This is a genomic window from Cohnella sp. CFH 77786 (genome assembly GCF_019400745.1).
Lineage (GTDB): Bacteria > Bacillota > Bacilli > Paenibacillales > Paenibacillaceae > Cohnella.
The window spans coordinates 1-21,067 of the sequence record NZ_WJIB01000007.1 but is presented as its reverse complement, the minus strand read 5'-3'; the positions used below and the strand labels follow the sequence as shown (position 1 = coordinate 21,067).

Annotated in this window: 28 protein-coding genes; 20 read left to right on the top strand and 8 right to left on the bottom strand. The window is 58.6% G+C overall.

The features are described from left to right. The first annotated feature begins 106 nt into the window (after positions 1 to 106). The 4 genes from GE107_RS12240 (at position 107) to GE107_RS12225 (ending at position 3,595) form a co-directional block, all read left to right on the top strand. Positions 107 to 955, top strand: coding sequence for an AraC family transcriptional regulator (locus GE107_RS12240; RefSeq protein WP_219640261.1), 849 nt, complete (start codon positions 107 to 109; stop codon positions 953 to 955). A 112-nt stretch (positions 956 to 1,067) separates the two neighbouring features. Continuing rightward, positions 1,068 to 1,739 carry a zinc ribbon domain-containing protein gene (locus GE107_RS12235; RefSeq protein WP_219640260.1) on the top strand — a complete coding sequence of 224 codons (672 nt, stop codon included), beginning with the start codon at positions 1,068 to 1,070 and terminating at the stop codon, positions 1,737 to 1,739. 277 nt (positions 1,740 to 2,016) lie between these two features. Continuing rightward, positions 2,017 to 3,342: a PucR family transcriptional regulator gene (locus tag GE107_RS12230; protein ID WP_219640259.1), complete on the top strand. Its 1,326-nt coding sequence runs from the start codon at positions 2,017 to 2,019 to the stop codon at positions 3,340 to 3,342. Between the two features lie 124 nt (positions 3,343 to 3,466). Further along, positions 3,467 to 3,595 (top strand): sporulation protein YjcZ, encoded by a 129-nt coding sequence (locus GE107_RS12225; RefSeq protein WP_219640258.1) that lies wholly within the window; start codon positions 3,467 to 3,469, stop codon positions 3,593 to 3,595. Positions 3,596 to 3,738: 143 nt separating this feature from the next. On the opposite strand, the gene GE107_RS12220 is transcribed toward GE107_RS12225, so the two are convergent. The 6 genes from GE107_RS12220 to GE107_RS12195 form a co-directional block, all read right to left on the bottom strand. After that, positions 3,739 to 3,867: a sporulation protein YjcZ gene (locus tag GE107_RS12220; RefSeq protein WP_219640257.1), complete on the bottom strand. Its 129-nt coding sequence runs from the start codon at positions 3,865 to 3,867 to the stop codon at positions 3,739 to 3,741. 89 nt (positions 3,868 to 3,956) lie between these two features. Next, complete coding sequence (locus tag GE107_RS12215) at positions 3,957 to 4,370, bottom strand: spore germination protein GerPE (protein WP_219640256.1); 414 nt, start codon at positions 4,368 to 4,370, stop codon at positions 3,957 to 3,959. After that, complete coding sequence (locus tag GE107_RS12210; RefSeq protein WP_370636386.1) at positions 4,367 to 4,591, bottom strand: spore gernimation protein GerPD; 225 nt, start codon at positions 4,589 to 4,591, stop codon at positions 4,367 to 4,369. Before GE107_RS12210 ends, GE107_RS12215 begins: the two co-directional genes overlap by 4 nt. After that, positions 4,588 to 5,229 carry a spore germination protein GerPC gene (gerPC, locus tag GE107_RS12205; protein ID WP_219640255.1) on the bottom strand — a complete coding sequence of 214 codons (642 nt, stop codon included), beginning with the start codon at positions 5,227 to 5,229 and terminating at the stop codon, positions 4,588 to 4,590. Before gerPC ends, GE107_RS12210 begins: the two co-directional genes overlap by 4 nt. 15 nt (positions 5,230 to 5,244) lie before the next feature. Continuing rightward, entirely contained in the window at positions 5,245 to 5,454 is a 210-nt protein-coding gene (locus tag GE107_RS12200) for a spore germination protein GerPB (protein ID WP_219640254.1), read from the bottom strand. After that, on the bottom strand, positions 5,454 to 5,699 hold the full coding sequence (locus GE107_RS12195) for a spore germination protein (RefSeq protein ID WP_219640253.1): 246 nt from the start codon (positions 5,697 to 5,699) through the stop codon (positions 5,454 to 5,456). The genes GE107_RS12200 and GE107_RS12195 overlap by 1 nt, the downstream gene beginning before the upstream one ends. 146 nt (positions 5,700 to 5,845) lie before the next feature. Here GE107_RS12195 and GE107_RS12190 point away from each other — a divergent pair, with 146 nt between their 5' ends. From GE107_RS12190 to GE107_RS12135, 12 genes are all read left to right on the top strand, one after another. Continuing rightward, on the top strand, positions 5,846 to 6,304 hold the full coding sequence (locus GE107_RS12190) for a hypothetical protein (RefSeq protein WP_219640252.1): 459 nt from the start codon (positions 5,846 to 5,848) through the stop codon (positions 6,302 to 6,304). An 87-nt stretch (positions 6,305 to 6,391) separates the two neighbouring features. Beyond that, a complete protein-coding gene (locus GE107_RS12185) occupies positions 6,392 to 6,592 on the top strand; it encodes a hypothetical protein (protein WP_219640251.1) in 201 nt (66 codons plus the stop codon). A gap of 65 nt (positions 6,593 to 6,657) precedes the next feature. Further along, positions 6,658 to 7,110 carry a Fur family transcriptional regulator gene (locus GE107_RS12180; protein ID WP_219640250.1) on the top strand — a complete coding sequence of 151 codons (453 nt, stop codon included), beginning with the start codon at positions 6,658 to 6,660 and terminating at the stop codon, positions 7,108 to 7,110. Further along, positions 7,107 to 7,340: a membrane protein insertion efficiency factor YidD gene (gene yidD / locus GE107_RS12175; protein WP_370636385.1), complete on the top strand. Its 234-nt coding sequence runs from the start codon at positions 7,107 to 7,109 to the stop codon at positions 7,338 to 7,340. The genes GE107_RS12180 and yidD overlap by 4 nt, the downstream gene beginning before the upstream one ends. 359 nt (positions 7,341 to 7,699) lie before the next feature. After that, complete coding sequence (metG, locus tag GE107_RS12170) at positions 7,700 to 9,709, top strand: methionine--tRNA ligase (protein ID WP_219640248.1); 2,010 nt, start codon at positions 7,700 to 7,702, stop codon at positions 9,707 to 9,709. A gap of 234 nt (positions 9,710 to 9,943) precedes the next feature. Continuing rightward, positions 9,944 to 10,348: a hypothetical protein gene (locus tag GE107_RS12165; RefSeq protein ID WP_219640247.1), complete on the top strand. Its 405-nt coding sequence runs from the start codon at positions 9,944 to 9,946 to the stop codon at positions 10,346 to 10,348. A 130-nt stretch (positions 10,349 to 10,478) separates the two neighbouring features. Beyond that, the gene (locus GE107_RS12160) at positions 10,479 to 11,468 is read left to right on the top strand and encodes a metal ABC transporter substrate-binding protein (RefSeq protein ID WP_255570428.1); all 990 of its coding nucleotides are present in this window, start codon (positions 10,479 to 10,481) and stop codon (positions 11,466 to 11,468) included. A gap of 48 nt (positions 11,469 to 11,516) precedes the next feature. Next, positions 11,517 to 12,284 (top strand): metal ABC transporter ATP-binding protein, encoded by a 768-nt coding sequence (locus GE107_RS12155; RefSeq protein WP_219640246.1) that lies wholly within the window; start codon positions 11,517 to 11,519, stop codon positions 12,282 to 12,284. Between the two features lie 6 nt (positions 12,285 to 12,290). Continuing rightward, positions 12,291 to 13,097 (top strand): metal ABC transporter permease, encoded by an 807-nt coding sequence (locus GE107_RS12150; protein ID WP_219640245.1) that lies wholly within the window; start codon positions 12,291 to 12,293, stop codon positions 13,095 to 13,097. A gap of 19 nt (positions 13,098 to 13,116) precedes the next feature. Beyond that, positions 13,117 to 13,827, top strand: a complete 711-nt coding sequence (locus GE107_RS12145; protein WP_219640244.1) for a cytochrome c biogenesis CcdA family protein — start codon at positions 13,117 to 13,119, stop codon at positions 13,825 to 13,827. Positions 13,828 to 13,917: 90 nt separating this feature from the next. Continuing rightward, a complete protein-coding gene (mntR, locus tag GE107_RS12140) occupies positions 13,918 to 14,340 on the top strand; it encodes a transcriptional regulator MntR (protein WP_219640243.1) in 423 nt (140 codons plus the stop codon). A gap of 574 nt (positions 14,341 to 14,914) precedes the next feature. Then, a complete protein-coding gene (locus tag GE107_RS12135; RefSeq protein WP_370636383.1) occupies positions 14,915 to 15,883 on the top strand; it encodes a patatin-like phospholipase family protein in 969 nt (322 codons plus the stop codon). A gap of 130 nt (positions 15,884 to 16,013) precedes the next feature. On the opposite strand, the gene GE107_RS12130 is transcribed toward GE107_RS12135, so the two are convergent. Together GE107_RS12130 and GE107_RS12125 are read right to left on the bottom strand one after the other, a co-directional pair. Continuing rightward, on the bottom strand, positions 16,014 to 16,313 hold the full coding sequence (locus GE107_RS12130; protein WP_219640242.1) for a hypothetical protein: 300 nt from the start codon (positions 16,311 to 16,313) through the stop codon (positions 16,014 to 16,016). Positions 16,314 to 16,332: 19 nt separating this feature from the next. Further along, on the bottom strand, positions 16,333 to 17,283 hold the full coding sequence (locus GE107_RS12125; protein WP_219640241.1) for a DUF1385 domain-containing protein: 951 nt from the start codon (positions 17,281 to 17,283) through the stop codon (positions 16,333 to 16,335). Between the two features lie 151 nt (positions 17,284 to 17,434). Here GE107_RS12125 and GE107_RS12120 point away from each other — a divergent pair, with 151 nt between their 5' ends. From GE107_RS12120 to efp, 4 genes are all read left to right on the top strand, one after another. After that, positions 17,435 to 18,046: a YqhR family membrane protein gene (locus GE107_RS12120; protein WP_219640240.1), complete on the top strand. Its 612-nt coding sequence runs from the start codon at positions 17,435 to 17,437 to the stop codon at positions 18,044 to 18,046. Between the two features lie 102 nt (positions 18,047 to 18,148). Then, positions 18,149 to 18,586 carry a type II 3-dehydroquinate dehydratase gene (aroQ, locus tag GE107_RS12115; protein ID WP_219640239.1) on the top strand — a complete coding sequence of 146 codons (438 nt, stop codon included), beginning with the start codon at positions 18,149 to 18,151 and terminating at the stop codon, positions 18,584 to 18,586. A gap of 13 nt (positions 18,587 to 18,599) precedes the next feature. Then, the gene (locus tag GE107_RS12110) at positions 18,600 to 19,673 is read left to right on the top strand and encodes a M24 family metallopeptidase (protein ID WP_219640238.1); all 1,074 of its coding nucleotides are present in this window, start codon (positions 18,600 to 18,602) and stop codon (positions 19,671 to 19,673) included. Positions 19,674 to 19,704: 31 nt separating this feature from the next. Beyond that, complete coding sequence (gene efp / locus GE107_RS12105; protein WP_219640237.1) at positions 19,705 to 20,262, top strand: elongation factor P; 558 nt, start codon at positions 19,705 to 19,707, stop codon at positions 20,260 to 20,262. Positions 20,263 to 21,067 lie beyond the last annotated feature (805 nt).

Below are 21,067 nucleotides of genomic sequence, written 5' to 3'. Positions count from 1 at the left end.
AAGCTCCTACGCGTTTTAGAATAGGGGAAAGCGCCTTCTTCGCGCCATGGAAAGAAAGATTCATCATATGGAATAATGTAGTTTTCTTGACAGAGGGGGGCGGCGGGTGAAGAAACGGTTCAGCACGATGGCGGTGCATCCGAATCCGCGCGAAGGCGAGGAACTCACCGTCCTGTTCGCGGGGCATTCCCAGACGGAGCCGGAGCATCGGATGGGGCCTCAGGTGCTCGATTATTATTTGGTCCACACCGTGATCGAGGGAACCGGAACGTACCGGTGCCGGGACCGGCAGTACGAGCTTAAGGCGGGAGACAGCTTCTTCATTTTCCCGGGGGAGCTGCACACCTACCAATCCGACGCGGATGATCCATGGAGATACCGCTGGATCGCCTTCCGTGGGCAGAAAGCCGGGCATTGGATTCAGACGGCTGGATTGACCCCCGATCAACCCGTCGTCATCGGCGGCGGAGAAACGGCGCTTCAAGCGGCGCAAGCGATCGATCGCAGCTTTCGGAGCGGAGATTGGACGGCGGGATGGGAGGCGGAAGGGTGGCTCGGCTTGGCGTTCGCGTGCTGGGCGAAGCGGAACCGGCCGGAGGGTCCTCCGTCGTACGGACGCGCGGGGATCGCGGCGAGAGAGGCGGACCGCGCCGCCCGCTGGATGGAAGCTCAGTTGGCGGGGAACGTGTCCATCGCCCGGATGGCGAGGGAGCTCGGTTACCACCGGACGCACCTCACGAAGCTTTTCCGCAGCGAGATGGGGATGGCGCCGATCCGCTATTTGCAGAAGCTGCGCATGGACCGCGCCAAGCTGCTGCTTCGGGAGGCGCTGACGGTCGAGGAGGTTGCCGCTTCCGTCGGCTATCCCGATGCGCTTTACTTTTCCAAGGCGTTCAAGAAATGGTTCGGCTGCACGCCGACCGATTACAGGAGGAGGCCGTCCGGAAATCCCTAGTCCCGCGGTTGCTCCGGGGATTCGGGACCCCGGTCACCGCGATATCCGATTCGGGAACCATGTTTCGTACGTCCGCGTATGAGATAATAACATCGGAGAAGGAGGCGTTCAGATGAGTCTGTTCCGAAAAATAACGGAGACCGTCAGCAAAGGCGTGTCCACCGCAACCGAAAAAGCGCAGCAAACGGTGGAAATCACCCGGCTGCATGCCCAAGTTTCGAGTAAGCGCAAAGAAATAGAGAAGCTGTACGCGACGATGGGGGAAGCCGTATTCGAAGGTTACCTGGCCAAGGATCTGTCCAAGGCGGAGTCCGCGGTCATTCCCGCCTGCGAGGAAATCGTCGCGATCCGTGCCGAAATCGAAGCGCTCGAGCAGCGAATCATGCAGCTTCGCAACGAGAAAGAATGCGTCTGCGGCAAGAAGGTGCCGTATGATACCCGCTTCTGCCCGTCGTGCGGGAATCCGTTCCCGGAACCGCCGGTTCAGGCGGAGCCGTCCGAGCCGATGGGAGACGGCTCTTCGTCCCCGCACCCGGAAACGATCGAGGAGTCCATGCGAAGCGACGGGCAGGAGGAGGCTCCTTCCGCCTCCGATTGGGCCGATGTCGGGTTGCCGCAAGACGGGGAGCGGGCTCCCGCTTGGAGCGAACCGGGAAGGCCGGCGTCCGTTGATCCGGGGGATGAGGACCGCGCCCGGACGGAGGCCGCGGCTTGTCCGTCCTGCGGGGCGCAGGTCGGCGAGGCCGCGAAGTTCTGCGCTGCTTGCGGGTACCCGCGGCCATAAGCAATCGCATAAGAAGCCGTTCTGTGTAACCGTTTGTGGCATGGAACGGCTTCTTTTTTATTTGCCGAGCATGTTACCTAACATAACGCAGTGAAATATCCGCAACTTGTTCCCACTATTTTTGTCAAAATATTTGATTTTAATGTTACATAACATTACAATAATGATCAGATGAATACATTAACAATTCATTTGTGTTAGAAATTATCACATAATTGTAAAGCTGCAGTCCGATATGAAACGCTGGACTTCTTCGACGACCCAAGGAGGGATAGCCATGGCGATGATGCCCCGCAAGGAATCATTTCAAGGATCGTTGATTCCGCCGCCTTCTGGAGCTTCCGGGTGGATTCCGGGTGAGGAAGCGGACCAATTGGCCGATTTGCAGAACCGGATCCAGACGATCGCCCGCCTGTTATTGGAGGGAAGCGGTATCGAGCCGTTCCTTGACGCGGTGGAAACCTTGCTTCACAACCCCGTGGCCATTATCCGCGAGAGCGGCAAAACATGGCAGTCTTTGAGCCTTCGCGCGATGGATCCCTCCGAGGCTTGGACGATGGCGCAAGCATTGGCTTTCCGCCATATCGGCCGCATTTCGGGAAGCGGCTTCGCGAACGCCGTCGGAGGCAGCCGGGTTTACGTCAGCGCGATTCCCGTTCGGCGCTCGAAGCAGGCCTGCCTCGTGCTGCTCGAACGCGACAAGGAAATTACCCAGCTGGATACGTATAGCATTGAGCGGATGGCCGCTTTAGCCGGCATGGAAATGGCCAATATGGATGCCGTGAAGGAAGTGGAAGGCAAATATCTGGATCAATTCCTCCAGGATTGGATTTCCGGCAAAATCGTCTCGGAGGCGGATTGGAGACAGCGGGCGGACGTCGCCGGCTGCAGCTTGCCGGAGGAAACCCCGCTCTGCGCGGTGCTGGTCGCCTGGCCGGTTCCCGGCCCCGTCCCGGAGATGCTCCGGGAATACGCCCGCCGTATTCGGTCCGAGAAGTTTCGCGGCGCCGAAGAATTGCTTGCTTCGCCGATCGGCAAGGATCTTGCGCTGGTCGTGCCGATGCCTTCCGAACCCAGTTCCGATGACGCGGGCGCGTCCGAAAGGCTGCTCGAGCGTTTGCTCTACGAATTGCGCCCTTTGGTAGAAGGCCAGGATATCCGGATGTTCGCCGGCAGGGCCGTACCGGGACCCGCGGGCATCCACGGGAGTTGGATGCAGGCGGTTCGAACGCGGCAAATCTCGGAAATTTGCGGGATGAAGGACGATCTTCTTACTTACGAAAAACTGGGCGTGTATTCCCTTCTGTTCATGATTCCTTCCGGCGCGGAGAGGGAGCAGTTCCTGGACCGGTATTTCCATCCGTTGCGTCAAGCCGATCACAAAGGCGGCGGGAGGTTGTCCGAGACGCTGGAAATGTTCTTCCGCTGCAACGGCAACATCAAACTGACAAGCGAGAAGCTGTCCGCGCATTACAATACCGTCGTCTACCGGCTGGAGAAAATCCAGAACATCCTCGGCGTCTCGCTGGACGATTCCGAGGACCGCTTGCAGCTCCAGATCGCGGTGAAGCTCGGCAAGATTCCCATGAACGCGAACGGTTAAGCGGGCATGCCGGGCTGGTGCGGAAAAGCCGACCGATCTATGCGCTTGTATGGACCGAACTTTCGTCCTTGCCATATGTTAGGGATGTGATGACAAATCACAATCCGATCAAGGCGGTGATCTCGTGGGTTACGGAGTAGGATACGGAGGCGTCGGTTGTTATCCGGGATACGGCTTCGGCGGTGCTGCGACATTCGCGCTCGTTCTTTTCATTTTGCTGGTCATCATCCTTCGCGCAGGTGTCTTCATCTAATTCCAAGAAACGGCTGATCAGAAGGGTTCTGGTCAGCCCTTTTTATATTTCGATGAAAAAAAAGAGCCCCGGCAACCGCGGGGCTACACCTTCAAGGAAACCTTGCCGCGGCGCGGCAAGGTTATCGGAGCGAAGGGTGCGCTTTAGATGAAAACTCCGGCTCTGAGAATGATGACCAAAAGGATGAACAGAACAAGCACGAAAGCCGCCGCGCCGCCGAAGCCGAATCCCGGATAACAACCGACGCCAGCACCTGCGATCGGGTAACCCATTGTGCAACCCTCCCGAGTAAAAGGTTTGTGATGTCGTATCACAGTCTCAGCATATGGCGGAGGGCAATCGCTGTCCTGTGCGTTTGCACCTATGACGGCTGCTGTTCCCTGAATTCAGCGGATGTCCCGATCCGGTCGTTGAACTGCCGGATGTGCTTGATTCGCGATTCGGCGAAAAACGTCTCCGAGGTCCCGAGCCGGAGAAGGCAAGAAGTCCCCGCGACCACGGCGCGCACGGATCCGACGTGAATTTCGCCGCAGGGACTCCGGCTGCTGAACCGGACCGTCGGTCCCCCCCGGAGCTCCCGCAGAGGGAGGAAGAAAATCGGGTAGGCGGCGAAGCGGGTTTCGTCCCCCTCGAAATCGGGAATGGCCCGCGCCAGGGCGATGGCTTTGCTGTTCAGCTCCGTAAAGACGTTGTCCCCCAGTTGGGCCACGGTGGAGAACAATAGGCTGTCGATTCTTAACGATCCGACCCGGGACAGTCTTTTCTGTACGCTCATTCGATATCTTCTTCCGGCATGGGCGGCAGAGGGGCGAGCGGTCCAACGATCAAGGATTCGGCAGGAGTGTCGAAATAGGAGTAGAGATGGAAGGACTCCGCGTCTCCCACAAGGATGGCCGCGGAGCTCGCCGCTCCGATTACCCGGATCGATCCGACGTAAACGGGGCCGTTCGTCACGTTCATGACGATCGGGTCGACCGGGAACTCTCCTTGTCTCATGATTGTTTCTTGCCTCCCTCTCCGTATTTTTCTTTCCAACTTTCCACATATGTGGTCAAAGCAATCCCGACGTCCTTCGTCGTCTTGTCGATGACCGACTGGCCCCAGAGGCGCCGTTCTTCTTCGGTTCCCACGGCCGGATAAGGCGAGGTTTTGGCATAATAGTGAACCCGATCCTTCAACTGGGTTTTGACATCGTTCAATACCCGCTGCCGATGGTCTTCTCCGAGAGATACGCCGTATTTCTGCTCCAATCCGAACAGCACGCCCGGTCCTTCCCGATCCATGTAATCGAGCATCTGCTGCTGCAGCTGCCCGATCGGCTGAGCCGCTTCGTCCGCCGTCATTCCGTTCGTGACCTGCCAATTGCCGGTGAAGGGCGTTTCGAACGAATCGATGCCCTGAACGCCTTGGGGAGATAGGCCGACGTTAAGCGTGCCTTTCAATTCGTTCACCTTCAATTGGTCGAAATGGTATGCGACGTGCAGCGACGGTTTATTCCGCAGTTCTTCCAACTGCCGCTCGAGTTGACCGATCCGGTCGGTCAACTGACGGATGGTTTGTTCGGCCTGCGCAAGCCGCTGAGCGATTTCCGGCCCGTCAGGGAAGGGATAGGGCCAATTGTAGACGGCAGACATCGGCTAAGCCTCCTTTCAGACGGGAAGCGGCAGTCTCACCAATGACACTTCCTGGGCGGTCGTCCCCGTCAGTTGAGGGGCCGGACCGGTGAAGCCTCCCGTATTGTACAGCTGGGACAGCGCCTGGATGCTGCCGGAGCTGCCGATCTGGAGAACGGAAGAGTTGGTCACGGAATCCACCCGGATATAGTTGATCGAGATGTTCTGGTAAATGTTCCACGCCATTAGACGACCGTCCCTCCCGCGCCACCGCCGACTTGGTTGGGGGAGTCGTCTTGTATGTCCGGATCGTTCGTATTCGTAGCGCTCACGGCATTGGCGGTTCGGGACAAATCGCCCGTGAGGAACGAACCCGCTCCTGCGTATGTCTTGGATGTGCTCACAGGTCGAATCTGCAGGGCATCCCCGAATTGGACGACAGTGGCCCCGCTTGCGCTCACTATTTTTACGGCTCCGACGATGCTTGGCATGGGCGCAACGCCTCCTTTGGCGGTGGGGTCTTGGTACAGTGTATGAAGGCGGATGCCCAGAGGTGCGCCGTCCTCCGCCCGCGACACGGATTCCGCGGCTCCGGAATAGGATGGAGATACGGAAGTTTACGACGGGGGGGACGCGCATGGCGTCTTTTTTCGGAAGCGGGCCGTTGCCGGACTGGAGCGAAATCCGCAATTGGCTGGGCAAGGATTTGCCCTGGAAGTTAGTGGAACAATGGGAGAAACAAGACGACGGGGAATGGCTGGACAAAATCGTCCGAGGGCTGATGAAGGACCGTCCCGAAAGCGCCAAAATGGAAACGAGTTCGCTCGTTCAAATCGACACGGTCAAAAACGCGAAGAAGCTGACGGTTACGGTTCGACTGCCCAATAATACCGACATGCGCAGCCTTCGATTGTTCGCGACGTCCGAACGTCTGAAAGTGGAAGGACTTCCGGAGCAGCGGATCCACGCCATCCGTTTTCCCTGCCGGGTGTTTCCGCGAACGGGAGTGGCCGAACAGAAGGAGGACCGGATTCTGATCCATTTTCGCCGTCGGCCGGCCGACAGAGAGGAAGTGGAATTGTTTATTCGCCCCTGAATCGGTATAATGCTAGAGAATGCATGGATTCCAAGCATAAACGGATACCGCCGTCCACGGGTTGGGCGGGGTAAAGGGGCAATCAAAGTGACTTTGGTCGATGTTTCGAACGTTTCGCCTGCGCTGTTCGTAACGGGCGTGGTGTTTATTTTGCTGATCGGCTCTTTCCTCAGCCTGGGCGTCTTACGGCTGTTCCAGCACCGGAAGGGGCAGGGCGGCCTGTTCCTGGGCTTGTCCGCCTTGTCTTTGGCAGGGCTCGTCTGGAGCGTCAACACGTGGTTCGCGTAAAGCGCCCTTCCTCCGTTGCGGGGTGAAGGACGGGGAAGCCGGAACCGGTCAGGAGAGGATGCCGAATGGGAGAAACGGAACGGATCGTACGGCAGATGGCGGATAAAGGACTGAGGATTACGGAACAGCGGCGCACGCTCGCCCAGCTGTTCGCGTCAACCTCAGGCTATTTGACGCCGAAGGACGTATACGACCATATGCAGCGGGTTTACCCGGGGCTCAGCTTCGATACCGTTTACCGCAACCTGCGGGTACTGTTGGATTTGGGAATCGTGGAACAATTCGTCTTCGAAGAAGGCGTCAAGTTCAAATTGAGCTGCGAGGAGCCCCACCATCACCACCACATGATCTGCCTGCATTGCGAGAAGACGCTGCCGATCCGGTCCTGTCCGATGCCGGCGACGGAAGTGCCGGGCGGATTTCAGGTTGTCAAGCATAAATTCGAAATTTACGGCTATTGCAGCGAATGCAGGGAATCGCCCGAAGGCTCGGCGGCTCCGGGCGGGAAATCGCCGTGATCGCGCGTAGGACGCTGCAGGCGCCGATCCGGTTCTACCGCAAGTTCATTTCCCCGCTGAAGCCGCCGACCTGCCGCTTCGCGCCGACGTGCTCGCAATATGCGCTCGAAGCGATCGAAGTACATGGCCCCTTGAGAGGGTCTTACCTGGCCGTGAAACGGATCTGCAAATGCCATCCGTTCCACCCGGGCGGATTAGACCCCGTGCCGCCGCGCGGCGATTCGGCTTGACACGGATCGCCGGCTTCGGTATATTGGGGGCAAGTCAAGAACTTCCATAAAGGAATCCGATGAACGGATAAGTACGGGGCGATCGCCTATTCCAGAGAGCCGGGGAAGCTGAGAGCCGGCATGGGACGGCTTCGGAACATGGTCCTGGAGGATCCTCGGACGAGCGGGAGCGTATTCGGCGTTCCGTAAGTCCGCGGCGCGGTTGTCCGGCGATAACGGATGCGGTCGATTCGACCGGCTGAGCCTCCTTTCGCGAGAAAGGGGGGAACTTGGGTGGTAACGCGTGAGCGGCAGCTCTCGTCCCATAGGGACGGGAGCTTTTGTTGTTTTCCCACTAACGAATGAAGGATGGGCTGAACATGGGCGACAAGAACGAAAAACGAACCTTTTACCTTACGACGCCGATTTATTATCCCAGCGACAAGCTGCACATCGGGCATGCTTACACGACGGTAGCAGGCGACGCTATGGCGCGATACAAACGTCTTCGCGGCTTCCGGGTGCGGTATTTGACGGGGACGGACGAACACGGGCAGAAAATCGAACGCAAAGCCAAGGAAGCCGGCAAAACGCCGCAGCGTTTCGTGGACGATATCGTGGCCGGCATTCAGGAATTATGGCGGAAGCTGGAAATCTCGAATGACGATTTCATCCGAACGACCGAACCCCGGCACAAGCAGGCGGTCGAGAAGATTTTCGCCAAGCTGCTCGAGCAAGGGGACATCTACAAAGGCACGTACGAGGGATGGTACTGCACGCCGGACGAAGCGTTCTTCCTGGAGCGCCAGCTGGTGGACGGCAAATGTCCCGATTGCGGACGTCCGGTGGAATGGGTGCAGGAGGAAAGCTATTTCTTCCGCATGAGCAAATACGCAGACCGCCTGCTCGCCTATTACGAGGAGCACCCGGAGTTCATCCAGCCGGAGTCCCGCCGCAATGAAATGATCAACAATTTCATCAAACCGGGCCTGGAGGATTTGGCCGTCTCGCGGACGACCTTCGATTGGGGCGTGCCCGTTCCCGGCGATCCGAAGCACGTGATCTACGTCTGGATCGACGCGCTGTCCAACTACATCACGGCTCTGGGCTACGGTTCGGAGGACGAATCGCGGTTCCGCGATTTCTGGCCGGCGGACGTGCACCTGGTGGGCAAGGAAATCGTCCGATTCCACACGATTTACTGGCCGATCATGCTCATGGCGCTGGGACTTCCGCTGCCGAAGAAGGTATTCGCGCACGGCTGGCTGCTCATGAAGGACGGCAAAATGTCCAAGTCCAAAGGGAACGTCGTCGACCCCGTCACGCTGATCGACCGCTACGGATTGGACGCGCTGAGGTATTATTTGATGCGGGAAGTGCCTTTCGGCTCAGACGGCACGTTCACGCCCGACAATTTCGTGGAGCGGATCAACTACGACTTGGCGAACGATCTCGGCAACCTGCTCAACCGCACGGTGGCGATGATCGACAAATACTTCGGCGGGGAAATCCCGGCGTTCGAGAAAGGCGCCACGCCGTTCGACGAGGAGCTGGAATCGATGGCTCATCTCACGGTGGAGAAGGTGGAGAACGCGATGGAAAACATGGAGTTTTCCGTTGCGCTCTCGGCGATCTGGGCGCTGGTCGGCCGGACGAACAAGTACATCGACGAGACGCAGCCTTGGGGACTCGCGAAGGACGAAGCCCAGCGGCCGGCACTGGCTTCCGTCATGGGGCATCTGGCGGAAACGCTCCGGTTCGTGTCGATCCTGATCCAGCCGTTCCTGACGCATACGCCTCGCCGGATGTGGGAGCAGCTCGGCATCGAGGAAGGCGGTCATACGGCTTGGGAGTCGCTGCGGTCGTTCGGAGGCGCGCTCGCGGGAACGCGGGTCCACAAAGGCGAGCCGCTCTTCCCCCGCCTGGAGATGGCGGACGAAATCGCCTGGATCGCCCAGGCGATGCAGGGAGGCGCACCCGCGCCGGCCCCCGAGCCGGGGAAAGAAGCAGGCGGCGGTGCCGCAGCGGCACCGGCGGCACCGCCCGCGGAGGCGCCGGAGTCGAAGCCGGAAATCGGCATCGACGATTTCGCCAAGGTGGAGCTGCGCGTCGCGCAAGTCGTCGCCTGCGAGCCGATTCCGAAGGCCGACAAGCTGCTGAAGCTGCAGCTCGATCTGGGCTTCGAGCGTCGGCAAGTCGTCTCCGGCATCGCCATGCATTATAAGCCGGAAGAAATGATTGGACGCAAAGTGATCTGCGTGACGAACCTGAAGCCGGTGAAGCTTCGCGGCGAGCTGTCGCAGGGGATGATTCTCGCGGCGTCGCAGGACGGACAGCTGACGCTGGCGACGGTGCCGGACAGCATGCCCAACGGTGCCGTGGTGAAATAAGAACGGATGTTTGTCGGAGACTACTTTTTCGTAAATTTTACGAAAAAGTAGTCTTTCTTCGATATATCGGTATGCGGAATCCCAAGAATGAGTCAAACTTCTGGTATGTGAGGGCTTTCATGATATTCGGAAGGTCCCTATCGGTGCAAGGGACAATATGACAAAAATTTCAGTTATTAACGATTATAATAGATCTGTCGGCCGGAATCTTTTGATCATAAGAGGGAGTGGAGAATGATGAAAAAGGTTTTGCGCAAACAGATTGGACTGTGGATGTTGTCGATGGCTATGCTGCTTGGCTTTGCGACCACCGCGTTCGCTGCGAGCGAAACCGAGTCGAATAACACCCTAGGGCAAGCCAACGTCTACAATTACGGACAAGGAGCCGGCGGATCCGTCAACAGCAGCGATACGGTCGACTATTGGAAGATCACCAATGTGCCCTCCGGATCGCATTTCTTGAGCGGCTATTCCGGGATGTCGATGTCTGTATTGGACAGCAATGGCAGTGTTATTGCGACGAAGCCGGTCGGAGAATCCACCGTATGGTTCAGCACGGCCTCGACTGGCTCTATTTACGTCGCTGTTTATTATACGGCGAATAGCGGTATCTATTATTACGGATACAATGTAAATTAAACATCGTACGGCCGGCGAAAAAGACGAGCAAGCGTCGCTTGCGGGCGAGCGCGGCCCGTCTTTTTTATTGACATCGGATAATGGCGACTCTATAATCCTAATCATAATATTTACGATTAAGGGGTAGAATATGACGATTTCCAGTGTAATGAACGGTCGTTTTCGCCCGGCATTCCTTCCCGCGCTTGTTGCCGTGCTGGCCGCGGCCCTCGTGCTTGGCGGTTGCGGAAGGTCGAGCGATTCCCTCGCCGACGGCAAAGTGAATGTCGTGACCACGTTTTATCCGCTCTATTTTCTCGCCTCCGAAATCGGCGGGGAAGACGCGCATGTCGTGAACCTGGTCCCCGCGGGCGTCGAGCCGCACGATTGGACGCCCAAAAGCCAAGATCTCCAGTTGGCCTCGAAGGCCCGGCTATTCGTCTATAACGGCGCGGGACTGGAAGGCTGGACGGACGATTTCTTAAGCGGCGCGGGCTCGGGCAGCCAATTGCTGAAAGTGGAGGCCAGCCGGGGCATCGCGCTGATCGAGGGAGCGCCGGAGGACGAGCACGACCATGCGAGCGAAGAAGGAGAACAAGCGCATGACGGGCATGCCTTGGACGTCGATCCGCATACGTGGGTAAGCCCCAAATCGGCCCTTCTTATGGCCGGGAATATCCGGGACGCCTACCTTCAAGCAGACCCGGCGCATAAGGACGCCTATGAGAGCCGATACAACGCGCTGAAAGACAAGCTGAACGCGCTCGACGCGGAGTTCGCCGCCGGACTTGCGCCGTACCAAGGCCGCGACATCGTCGTGTCCCACCAGGCTTTCGCCTACCTGTGCCGGGATTACGGGCTGCATCAGACGGCGATCATGGGATTGTCGCCGGAAGCGGAGCCGAGAGCGCAGGACATGGTGAATATCATCCAATTCATCAAGGATAAAGGAATCAAGGCCGTTTTTTTCGAAGAGCTGGTGTCCAATAACCTGGCCGAGACGATCGCCAAGGAGACGAACGCCGAAACGCTCGTGCTCAATCCGCTGGAAGGGCTCACGCCGGAGCAGGAGAAGGCCGGAGAAGACTATTTCAGCTTGATGAGGCGCAATTTGCAAAACCTGCAGAAGGCATTACAATAGAAGGAAAACGTTCGAACGGGCCCCGACGGGAAGGAGGAGAATAACGCCATGACGATTGCCCCCGCGGTTCAACCCGGCTGCCATCGCGAAATCATCACGCTGGACCGCGTTTCGTTCTCCTACGGCGCGAAACCCGTGCTCACGGACCTGTCCTTCAGCGTGAAGGAACGGGATTTCATCGGCCTGATCGGTCCGAACGGCGCGGGCAAATCGACGCTTCTGCGGCTGATCGTCGGACTGCTGAAGCCGGATTCCGGACGGATCGAGCTGTTCGGCGCGCCGGCAGACCAATTCAAGGATCGTCATCTGATCGGTTACGTGCCGCAACGCAGCCAGTTCAATCCGTTGTTTCCCGCCACCGTGCGCGAAGTGGTCCTGTCCGGCTTGTTCGGGCGTAGGAAGCTGTTCCGGAGGGTGACCCGGGAGGACCAGCACCGCTGCGACGACGCGCTCCGCACGATGCAAATCGAGGATTTGGCGGACAAGAGGATTGGAGCGCTGTCCGGGGGCCAGCAGCAGCGGGTGTTTCTGGCACGGGCGCTGATCAGCAACCCCAAGCTGCTCATACTCGACGAGCCTCTGACCGGGATCGACGCCGAAACGCAAATGAACTTTTTCCATCTGATCCGCCACATGCATCAGAAGCATGACATTACGTTTTTGATGGTGTCCCACGATATGGATATGGTGCGCTCCTACCTTGGGGAAGAACCGAAGGAGAGGACCGGCAAATTGTCTTTCTATGTTCGCCATTCGCATGATCTCGAAGACTGCGCGGAAACGGACCTGCTTCATACCTTACGGAAAGAAGGTTAACGACCGTTGGATCTGCTTACCGCGGAATTTTTCCAGAGAGCGCTTATCGGCGGCGCGCTCATTGCGGTGACAGCCCCTCTCATGGGGCTGTTTCTCGTGCTGAGACGTCTCGCCATGATCGGGGACACGCTCTCCCATGTCAGCATCGCCGGCGTTGCGCTCGGGTTCCTTGTCGGCGTCTACCCCGTCGCCGTCGGGCTTGTATTCGCCATTGCCGCCGCTTTCGGAATCGAGAAGCTCCGCCGGACGTACCGCACGTACGCGGAGCTGTCGATCGCCATTATCATGTCGGGCGGTATCGCTTTGGCGTCCATTCTGTTCACGCTCGGCATGAGTTTCAACCTGAACGTGAATTCCTACCTGTTCGGCAGCATCTACACATTGGACGGAGTGGACTTGATCGTCATCGCGGCCGTTACCGCCGTCGTGCTCGCGGTCGTGCTGCTGCACCGCAAGGAGCTGTTCCTGCTCTCCTTCGACGAAGACGCGGCGGCCGTGAACGGACTGCCCGTCCGCTATTTCAACAGCATGATCAGCATCCTGACGGCGCTGGTCATCAGCGCCGCGATCAAAATCGTCGGCGCGCTGCTCGTTTCCGCGCTGCTCACCATTCCGGCCGCATGCAGCCTGGCTTTGTCGCGAAGCTTCCGGCAAGCGGTGGTCATCGTGGTCGCGATCGGAGAGGCGGCCGTCGTGGCCGGCCTCTGGATCGCAGGCGTGTGGAATCTGGCGCCTGGCGGGACGGTCGTGCTTCTGCTGATCGCCATGCTCATCGTATCGCTCACGCTGAGAACCCGCATGACGCGCGTATAAGAAAGGAGGGACCGTCCGCATGGCCGACGTTAACGTAGGAATCGCCTTCGCCGCGGGCTTCGCATCGTTCATTTCCCCTTGCTGCCTGCCCTTGTATCCTTCCTATTTGTCTTATATCACCGGGATTTCCGTGACGCAGATCAAGACGGATACGAGCGCGCAAGTCCGCGTGAAAACGATGGCGCATACGTTCTTTTTCATTCTCGGCTTCTCCATGGTGTTTTTCGCCCTCGGGTACGGCGCCAACGCCTTCGCGGAGACATTCCGGGAATACCAGGACGTCATCCGGCAAATCTCGGCCATTCTCATCGTGCTGATGGGCTTGTTCCTGCTCGGGGTTTTCCAGCCGCAGCTGCTGCTGAAGGAGCGCAAGCTCAACGTTTCCTCCAGACCCGCGGGTTATTTGGGCTCGTTCGTATTCGGGGTCGGTTTTTCGGCCGGCTGGTCTCCTTGCATTGGGCCGATCCTGTCCTCGATCATCCTGCTCGCGGCGAGTAACCCCGGAACTTGGGCAGGGCTTACGACGGCCTATTCGCTCGGGTTCGCCGTTCCTTTTTTCGTGCTGGCCTTCTTCATCGGCTCCACCCGGTGGATCCTGAAATATTCGGGTACGATGATGAAAATCGGCGGCGCCCTCATGGTCGCGATGGGCATTCTGCTGTTCACGGACCGGATGATCATCATCACGATCTGGCTGCAGAGCATTACGCCGGAGTGGTTGAAGTTTTAGGCCGTTTCCGCCGATACCGGACTTGCCCCCCGCCCCCGGAGCAGTGTATGATACATTAAGCAAGCGACCGTGAGGAAAGGGGGGCTCGGCGTGCCGACCCCGAGTATGGAAGATTACCTGGAACGGATCTACCGGCTGATCGACGAGAAAGGTTACGCCCGGGTATCCGATATCGCCGAAGGTCTCGAGGTGCACCCCTCATCGGTCACGAAGATGATCCAGAAGCTGGACAAGGACAACTATCTGATCTATGAGAAGTACCGGGGCCTCATTCTGACGCACAAGGGCAAGAGAATGGGCAAGCGGCTGGTGGACCGCCACCATCTGCTCGAATCTTTCTTGAAAATGATCGGCGTGCAGGAAGAGAACATTTACCGCGACGTGGAAGGAATCGAGCACCACTTGAGCTGGGATTCGATCACCTGCATCGAGACGCTGGTCGAGTACTTCAACCGGGACGAATCCCGGCAGGCGGAGCTGCAGCGGATCCGCGCAGAACTGGAGAACGATTGAAACGGGACTATTGGCCGCTCATCCACGGATGGCCGGGGATAGTCCGTTTTTATGAATGATTCATGGAAGCATCGTTCGCACGATGCTCCTCCGGATCGCTGCGGCAAAACGTCTGTCCGTCCGAGAAGGATGGCATCGGCGTTTGACTTGGGAGAGGCGACGGAGAAGATGAGCCGCAACGTTTCGCCAAGAACGATCCTGTTTCAAGGGGACTCGATCACGGACGCGACCGGGGACGCAACGACGATCCGAACCGCATTCTCGGCCACGGATATCCGTATATCATCGCGGGGCGCCTGGGCAACGAGTATGCCGAAAGCCGGCTGCATCCGTCCAGAACAGCCCGCTCGCGATCCGCTGACCATCCATGGTTTTACGGCCTTTGCCGCCCTCATGCCTTCCCGGCACGGGCGGTTTTTTTGTCGTTATCGGAGGCCTCCCTTTGACTTTATCTTCAAAAAAAGACAAGCTTCGAGGCGTTTTGCCGGGTTCTTTTTGCCATCTGGTTTTAGAGGCGGGAATGCCCGCATAGATTGGGCTTATGAGGCTTCGGGAGCGAAAAGGGGGATGACCCGTGGAATCGACGCTGGTCAACGCGGTTTTCGAAGGCGGCGGGGTCAGGGGAATATCGCTTGCCGGCGCGGTTCGCGCCGCCGAAATGGCTGGCGTCCGATTCCACCGGGTGGCCGGGACCTCCTCCGGCAGCATCGTGGCCGCGCTTGTGGCGACAGGATATACGGCGACGGAGATGAGGGAGATTATTCAGTCGACGCCGTTCAAGTCGTTCATGCAGCGGGCTCCCATTTTCAACGTGAGTATCATCGGTCCAGCCGTCCGCTTGCTGCTGCGCAAGGGGCTTTACGCAGGGGATGCCCTGGAGGAATGGGTCGCACGATTGCTGGCCGCGAAGGGAGTGCGCGTGTTCGGCGATTTGCCCGGGGGGAAAGTCCGGATCATTGCCTCGGACATTACGAACGGCAAGCTGCTCGTGCTGCCGGACGATATCGCGGAGTACGGGATGGATCCGTCCCGGTTTCCGGTCGCCAAAGCGATCCGGATGAGCACCAGCATACCGTATTTCTTCGACCCGGTCGTACTCCGGCAGCCGCTTCGTCCGAGGAAGGCCCGCTCGCGGGAAACCGTCCGGGCAAGGTTCTCCTACATCGTGGATGGGGGGCTGCTGAGTAATTTTCCACTGTGGCTGTTCGAGAAAGACGCTTCGGAAGAGAACGCGATTCCGGTTATCGGCTTCCAAATGATCGGGCGCACGGAAGCCAAGCAGCATCGGATCTCGGGCCCGATCACCATGTTCCAGGCGATGTTCGAAACGATGCTCGGGGCGCATGACGAACGTTATATCGAAGAGCAGAAGTGGGTCCGCACGATTCGGATTCCCACGATGGGGGTGGAAACGACCCAATTCGACCTGAAACCGGAGGCGAGCGCAGGCCTCTACGAAGCGGGCCTTGCGGCGGGGCAGAAGTTTTTCCGCCTGTGGGACCGGAGAACGGGCAAGCTCAGGACCGAGGTCAAGCCGAACTGATCGGATACGGAAAACCGCCTCCTGCCGGCGATCGGCAGTGAGGCGGTTTCCATTCTCGGGGGCTCCCCCTTACTTTATCGAACTCTCGGAACAAGCTGCAGAGCTTCGCGTCTCTTCTGAGGGGGGTTGTTCAGTGGTAGCGGGGCGGCTCCTCGTCGTCCCGGTTCTTGCGTCCTTCGATGACCCGGAACGGGGAAGCCTGACGTTTCGGCTTTAACTTCTCCGGCTGCCGCCGCGTCTGCCGCGGAGCAGGCCGGGCATTGCGGTGGCGGATGGGGCGTTTCTGCATCACGAAATAGAGGACGAACAGCACTGCGATAATCGCGATCGGCACGACAAGCGATCGGACCAGCGTTTCGAACTGGGTCGCGAAACCTAACACGGCAAGCGGCAGGATCACGTAAAACATCGGGTGGAAACGGCTTTGCAAAGCGATTCCTCCTCTAAAGTCAAACTCTGACGGATTGCTGCACGGGATTCACCTGTCGGTCCAATTCTCTCATCCGGTTAAACGAAGCGATGGAAACGGCAACCTGGTCGTCTGTCGGTTCCTTGGTGGTCAGCAGCTGCAGCCAGAGGCCGGGATAGCCGAGCCAGCGGAGCACGGGAATGTCCCGTACGGCATTCGTGGCCCGCAGCACTTCATACGATACGCCAAGCACGAGGGGCAGCAGCAGGATCCGCTGCAGAAGACGTTCTCCCATGGAGTCCCAGCTGAAAAAGGAATAAATGATGACGCCGACGATTACGGTGAAGATGATGAAGCTGCTGCCGCAGCGGTAATGGAGCCGGCTCATCTTCTGGACGTTCTCGACCGTAAGCTCATGACCGGCCTCGAAGGCGCTGATGACCTTGTGCTCGGCTCCGTGGTATTGAAACAGGCGTTTGATTAAAGGTGTCTGGGAGATCCCCCACAAGTAGGCGAGGAGAAGAATGATTTTGATAACGCCTTCAAGCAGGTTGTGTAATATTCTATTCTCGAATGCCCGTCCGAAGATCATGTCTTCCAAAGCCGCGGGCACGAGGGTAAGCACGAATTTCCCGACGAGGAAGGACAGCACGCCGACCGCCGCGACGCCGAGGATCATCGTGAGGTTCCATGTTTCCTTCTTCTCGGCCGGGGCCTCGTCCGGTCCCGTTTCGTCTTCGGCGTAAGCTTCGGCGGAGTAGGTCAGATGCTGGGAGCCCTTGGCCGCGGATTCGACGATGCCGACGATGCCGCGGATAAACGGGATTTTCTTGACGGTTCTGACGAACGAGGACGAAGCTTTCCTCGGAACTTCGTAGAAGGTGATTTCCTGATTCTTGCGCCGGACTGCCGTCACGTTCACGTGCCGGCCGGCGAACATGACACCTTCGATCACGGCTTGTCCGCCGTAAACGGCGGGCGTTTGGGACATGCCTTTTCACCTGCTTCATTCGAATGTACATCTATTTTACAAGATCGCATGGGAGATTGCCACAGGCAACGAGGCCGCCGGTATGGGGAGTAAGGAAGAAAGGGAGCGGGAAGCCTAAAGGTAACATTTGCATGGAATCGAGGTGGATCGAATGTCGGGTACTTCCGATTCCCGGCGGGGCGGGGAGGACGCAGGCGCGGCCTCTTCCCCGCGGGGCGGCGAGGACGCGGGAACGGGCTCATCCCGCCAAGGCGAGGAAACGGGAACGACCTCTTCCCGGCGCGGCGGGGAAGGTGCCGTAACGGAGCCTATTGCCTATTGCCTGAAAATCGGCTTTTTTGCCGGAATCATTTGGGGGTTCGTCCGCTGGCTGGCCGTAGCGCTGAATTTTACCAGCGTGCCGGCGGCTTTCCTGGCGGATCCGTGGGTCCGGCGAAGCGCACTGGCAAGCGGTTACTGGCAGACGGTCGGATACGTTCTGTTCATCGTCATGTCCATTGTCGCAGCGTTTGTCTATTACGCTTTGCTCAAGCCGTTGCGGGGCCCCTTGCCGGGGCTGATGTTCGGTGCGGCTTGGTGGGCCGTGTTCTACCTGGCGGTCGGTCCCGCGATCGGGGCCGTTCCGCCGCTCAGGAAAATCGGATGGAACAGCATTCTCACGGATTTGTGCCTCTTTACGGTTTGGGGACTGTTCATCGGTTACAGCATCGCATTCGAGTACCATGAAGACGTGAAACGCGAAAGGAAGCTGGCCGGCGCTTAACCGTCCCCATAAAGGGATTATCTTCCGCTTCCCGCTGTGATACAATCTTCTGGTGAACGATACCGGCTGGAAGGCTGCGGAAGCGGAGGAGAATTCGACCTTATGCCCAGTATACTCGTATTGAACGGACCGAACCTCAACATGCTCGGCATTCGGGAGCCGGGGATTTACGGCTCCATGACGCTGCAGGACATCGAAAACAGGCTCAGGGAGCATGGGGATCGTCTCGGAGCGGAGCTGCAATTTTTCCAATCCAACCATGAAGGCGCGCTGCTCGACGCCATCCATGCCGCTTACGGAAGGCATGACGGCATTCTGATCAATCCGGGGGCGCTTACGCACACCAGTTACGCCTTGCGGGACGGATTGGCTGCGGTCGGTTTGCCGGTAGTCGAGGTCCATCTTTCGAACATCCACAAGCGGGAAGCGTTTCGGCACGTTTCGGTTACGGCTCCTGTCGCGGTGGGTCAAATCTCGGGTTTCGGATCGCTAGGCTACGAATTGGGGTTGACCGCGCTGCTCCATCATATCCGGAATTAAGGGGGGATTCGGGATGCCGAATGCAAGGGTTCGCCATTTGCGGGGGAAAATCGCGGAGGCCGGCGCCACGGCGATGCTGGTCGGCAGCGGCGTCAACCGGAGGTATTTGTCCGGTTTCACGGGGACGTCGGGCGTGCTGCTGTTGTCGGAAGACCGGGCGGCTCTGATTACGGACTTCCGTTATCGGGAGCAGGCTCCGAAGCAGGCGCACGGTTACGAGATCGTTGAACATGGACCCGACATCAAGGCGACCGTCGCGGACCTGCTGAAAGAGTGGGGAATCGAGAAGCTTCTGTTCGAAGACCGCCACGTCACGTTCGCGGAGCACGCGTCCTGGGTCAAGGCTTATGCACCGGCAGAATTGCTTCCGGCGGGAGGGATCGTCGAGGAGCTGCGCATGGTGAAAGAAGAAGCTGAGCTGGGCGTCATGCGGGAGGCTGCCGAGGTGGCGGACCGCACGTTCGAGCATATTCTCGGCTTCATCAAACCCGGCGTCACCGAGCTTGAGGTCGCGGCGGAAATGGAAACCTTCATGCGAAAGCTGGGCGCTTCCGGTCCGTCCTTCGACACGATCGTCGCATCCGGCGAACGTTCGGCGTTGCCGCACGGCGTCGCGAGCGGCCGCGTGATCGGCGCGAACGAGTTCGTCAAGCTCGATTTCGGGGCCTACTACCAAGGTTACTGCTCCGATTTGACCCGGACCGTCGTCGTCGGCAAGCCCAACGACAAACATAAGGAAATCTACGCCATCGTCAAGGAAGCGCAGCAATCCGCGTTAGACCATTTGAAGCCCGGGATGATGGGGCGTGAAGGCGACGCCTTGACGAGAGACATCATCACAAGGTATGGTTATGGTGACCATTTCGGCCATGGGACGGGCCACGGTCTCGGAATGGAGATCCATGAAGAGCCGAGGCTTTCCCGAACCGGAGACATCGTGCTGAGACCCGGCATGACCGTGACGGTCGAACCCGGCATCTACCTTCCCGGCTTCGGGGGCGTGAGGATCGAGGACGACGTCGTCATTACGGATACCGGCATCCAAATTCTTACTCGCTCCCCCAAAGAACTTATCGTACTGGACTAAGGAGCGGCATTACCACAGGAGGGAACTTTCAGTGATCTCGGTTAACGATTTTAAGACAGGCCTTTCCATCGAAGTTGACGGCGACATCTATTCCGTCACCGACTTCCAGCACGTCAAGCCGGGCAAGGGCGCGGCGTTCGTGCGCTCCAAGCTCAAAAACCTGCGCAACGGCAACGTCGTCGAGAAGACGTTCCGGGCGGGCGAGACGGTAGCCCGCGCGATGATCGAGAACCGGCAGGTGCAGTATCTCTACAACTCGGGCAACGAATATACGTTCATGGACAACGAGACGTACGACCAATTCGAACTGAACAAGAAGCAGCTCGAATGGGAAATCAATTTCCTCAAAGAGAACATGAGCGTCAACATCGCCAGCTACCAAGGCGAGATCATCGGCATCACCCTTCCGAACAGCGTCGAGCTGGCGGTGACGGAAACCGAGCCGGGCATCAAAGGCAACACCGCGACCGGCGCCACCAAGAATGCGAAGCTCGAGACCGGGCTGAACGTCCAGGTTCCGCTCTTCATCAACGAAGGCGATGTGCTGCTGATCGATACCCGCGAAGGCAAGTACATTTCCCGCGCGTAATCGTCTTAAGACGGCCAGAGCGTCTTAGGGAGGTAAAGGCTTCAGAATATTGCGCCGTAAGACGCTGGAAACGTCTATGAAACCTGTAACATTGCGTATCCCTGCCCGCCGAATCGGTGAGCAGGGATTTTTCATTTTCAGCCGGGTTTTTCCGGGTTACAGGGGCGGATCGCGGGAATTTGCCGCTTGCAGCCGGGTTTTTCCGGGTTACAGGGGCGGATAGCGGGAGTTTGCCGCGTGCAGCCGGGTTTTTCCGGGTTACGGGGGCGAATTGCGGGGGGGTGCCGCGTGTAACCGTTGTTTTTCCGGGTTACAGGGGCGGATTGCGGGAGTTTGCCGCTTGCAGCCGGGTTTTTCCGGGTTACAGGGGCGAATTGCGGGGGGGTGCCGCGTGTAACCGGGTTTTTCCGGGTTACAGGGGCGGATTGCGGGAGTTTGCCGCGTGCAGCCGGTTTTTTCCGGGTTACAGGGGCGGATAGCGGGAGTTTGCCGCTTGCAGCCGGGTTTTTCCGGGTTACAGGGGTGGATTGCGGGAGTTTGCCGCTTGCAGCCGGGTTTTTCCGGGTTACAGGGGCGGATCGCGGGAATTTGCCGCTTGCAGCCGGGTTTTTCCGGGTTACAGGGGCGGATTGGGGGGGGTGCCGCGTGCAGCCGGGTTTTTCCGGGTTACAGGGGTGGATAGCGGGAATTTGCCGCTTGCAGCCGGTTTTTTCCGGGTTACAGGGGCGAATTGCGGGGGGGGGGGGGGGGGGGGGCGGGTGTTACAGGGTTTTTTGGGGGTATAGGGGGGGTTTTGGGGGGTTTG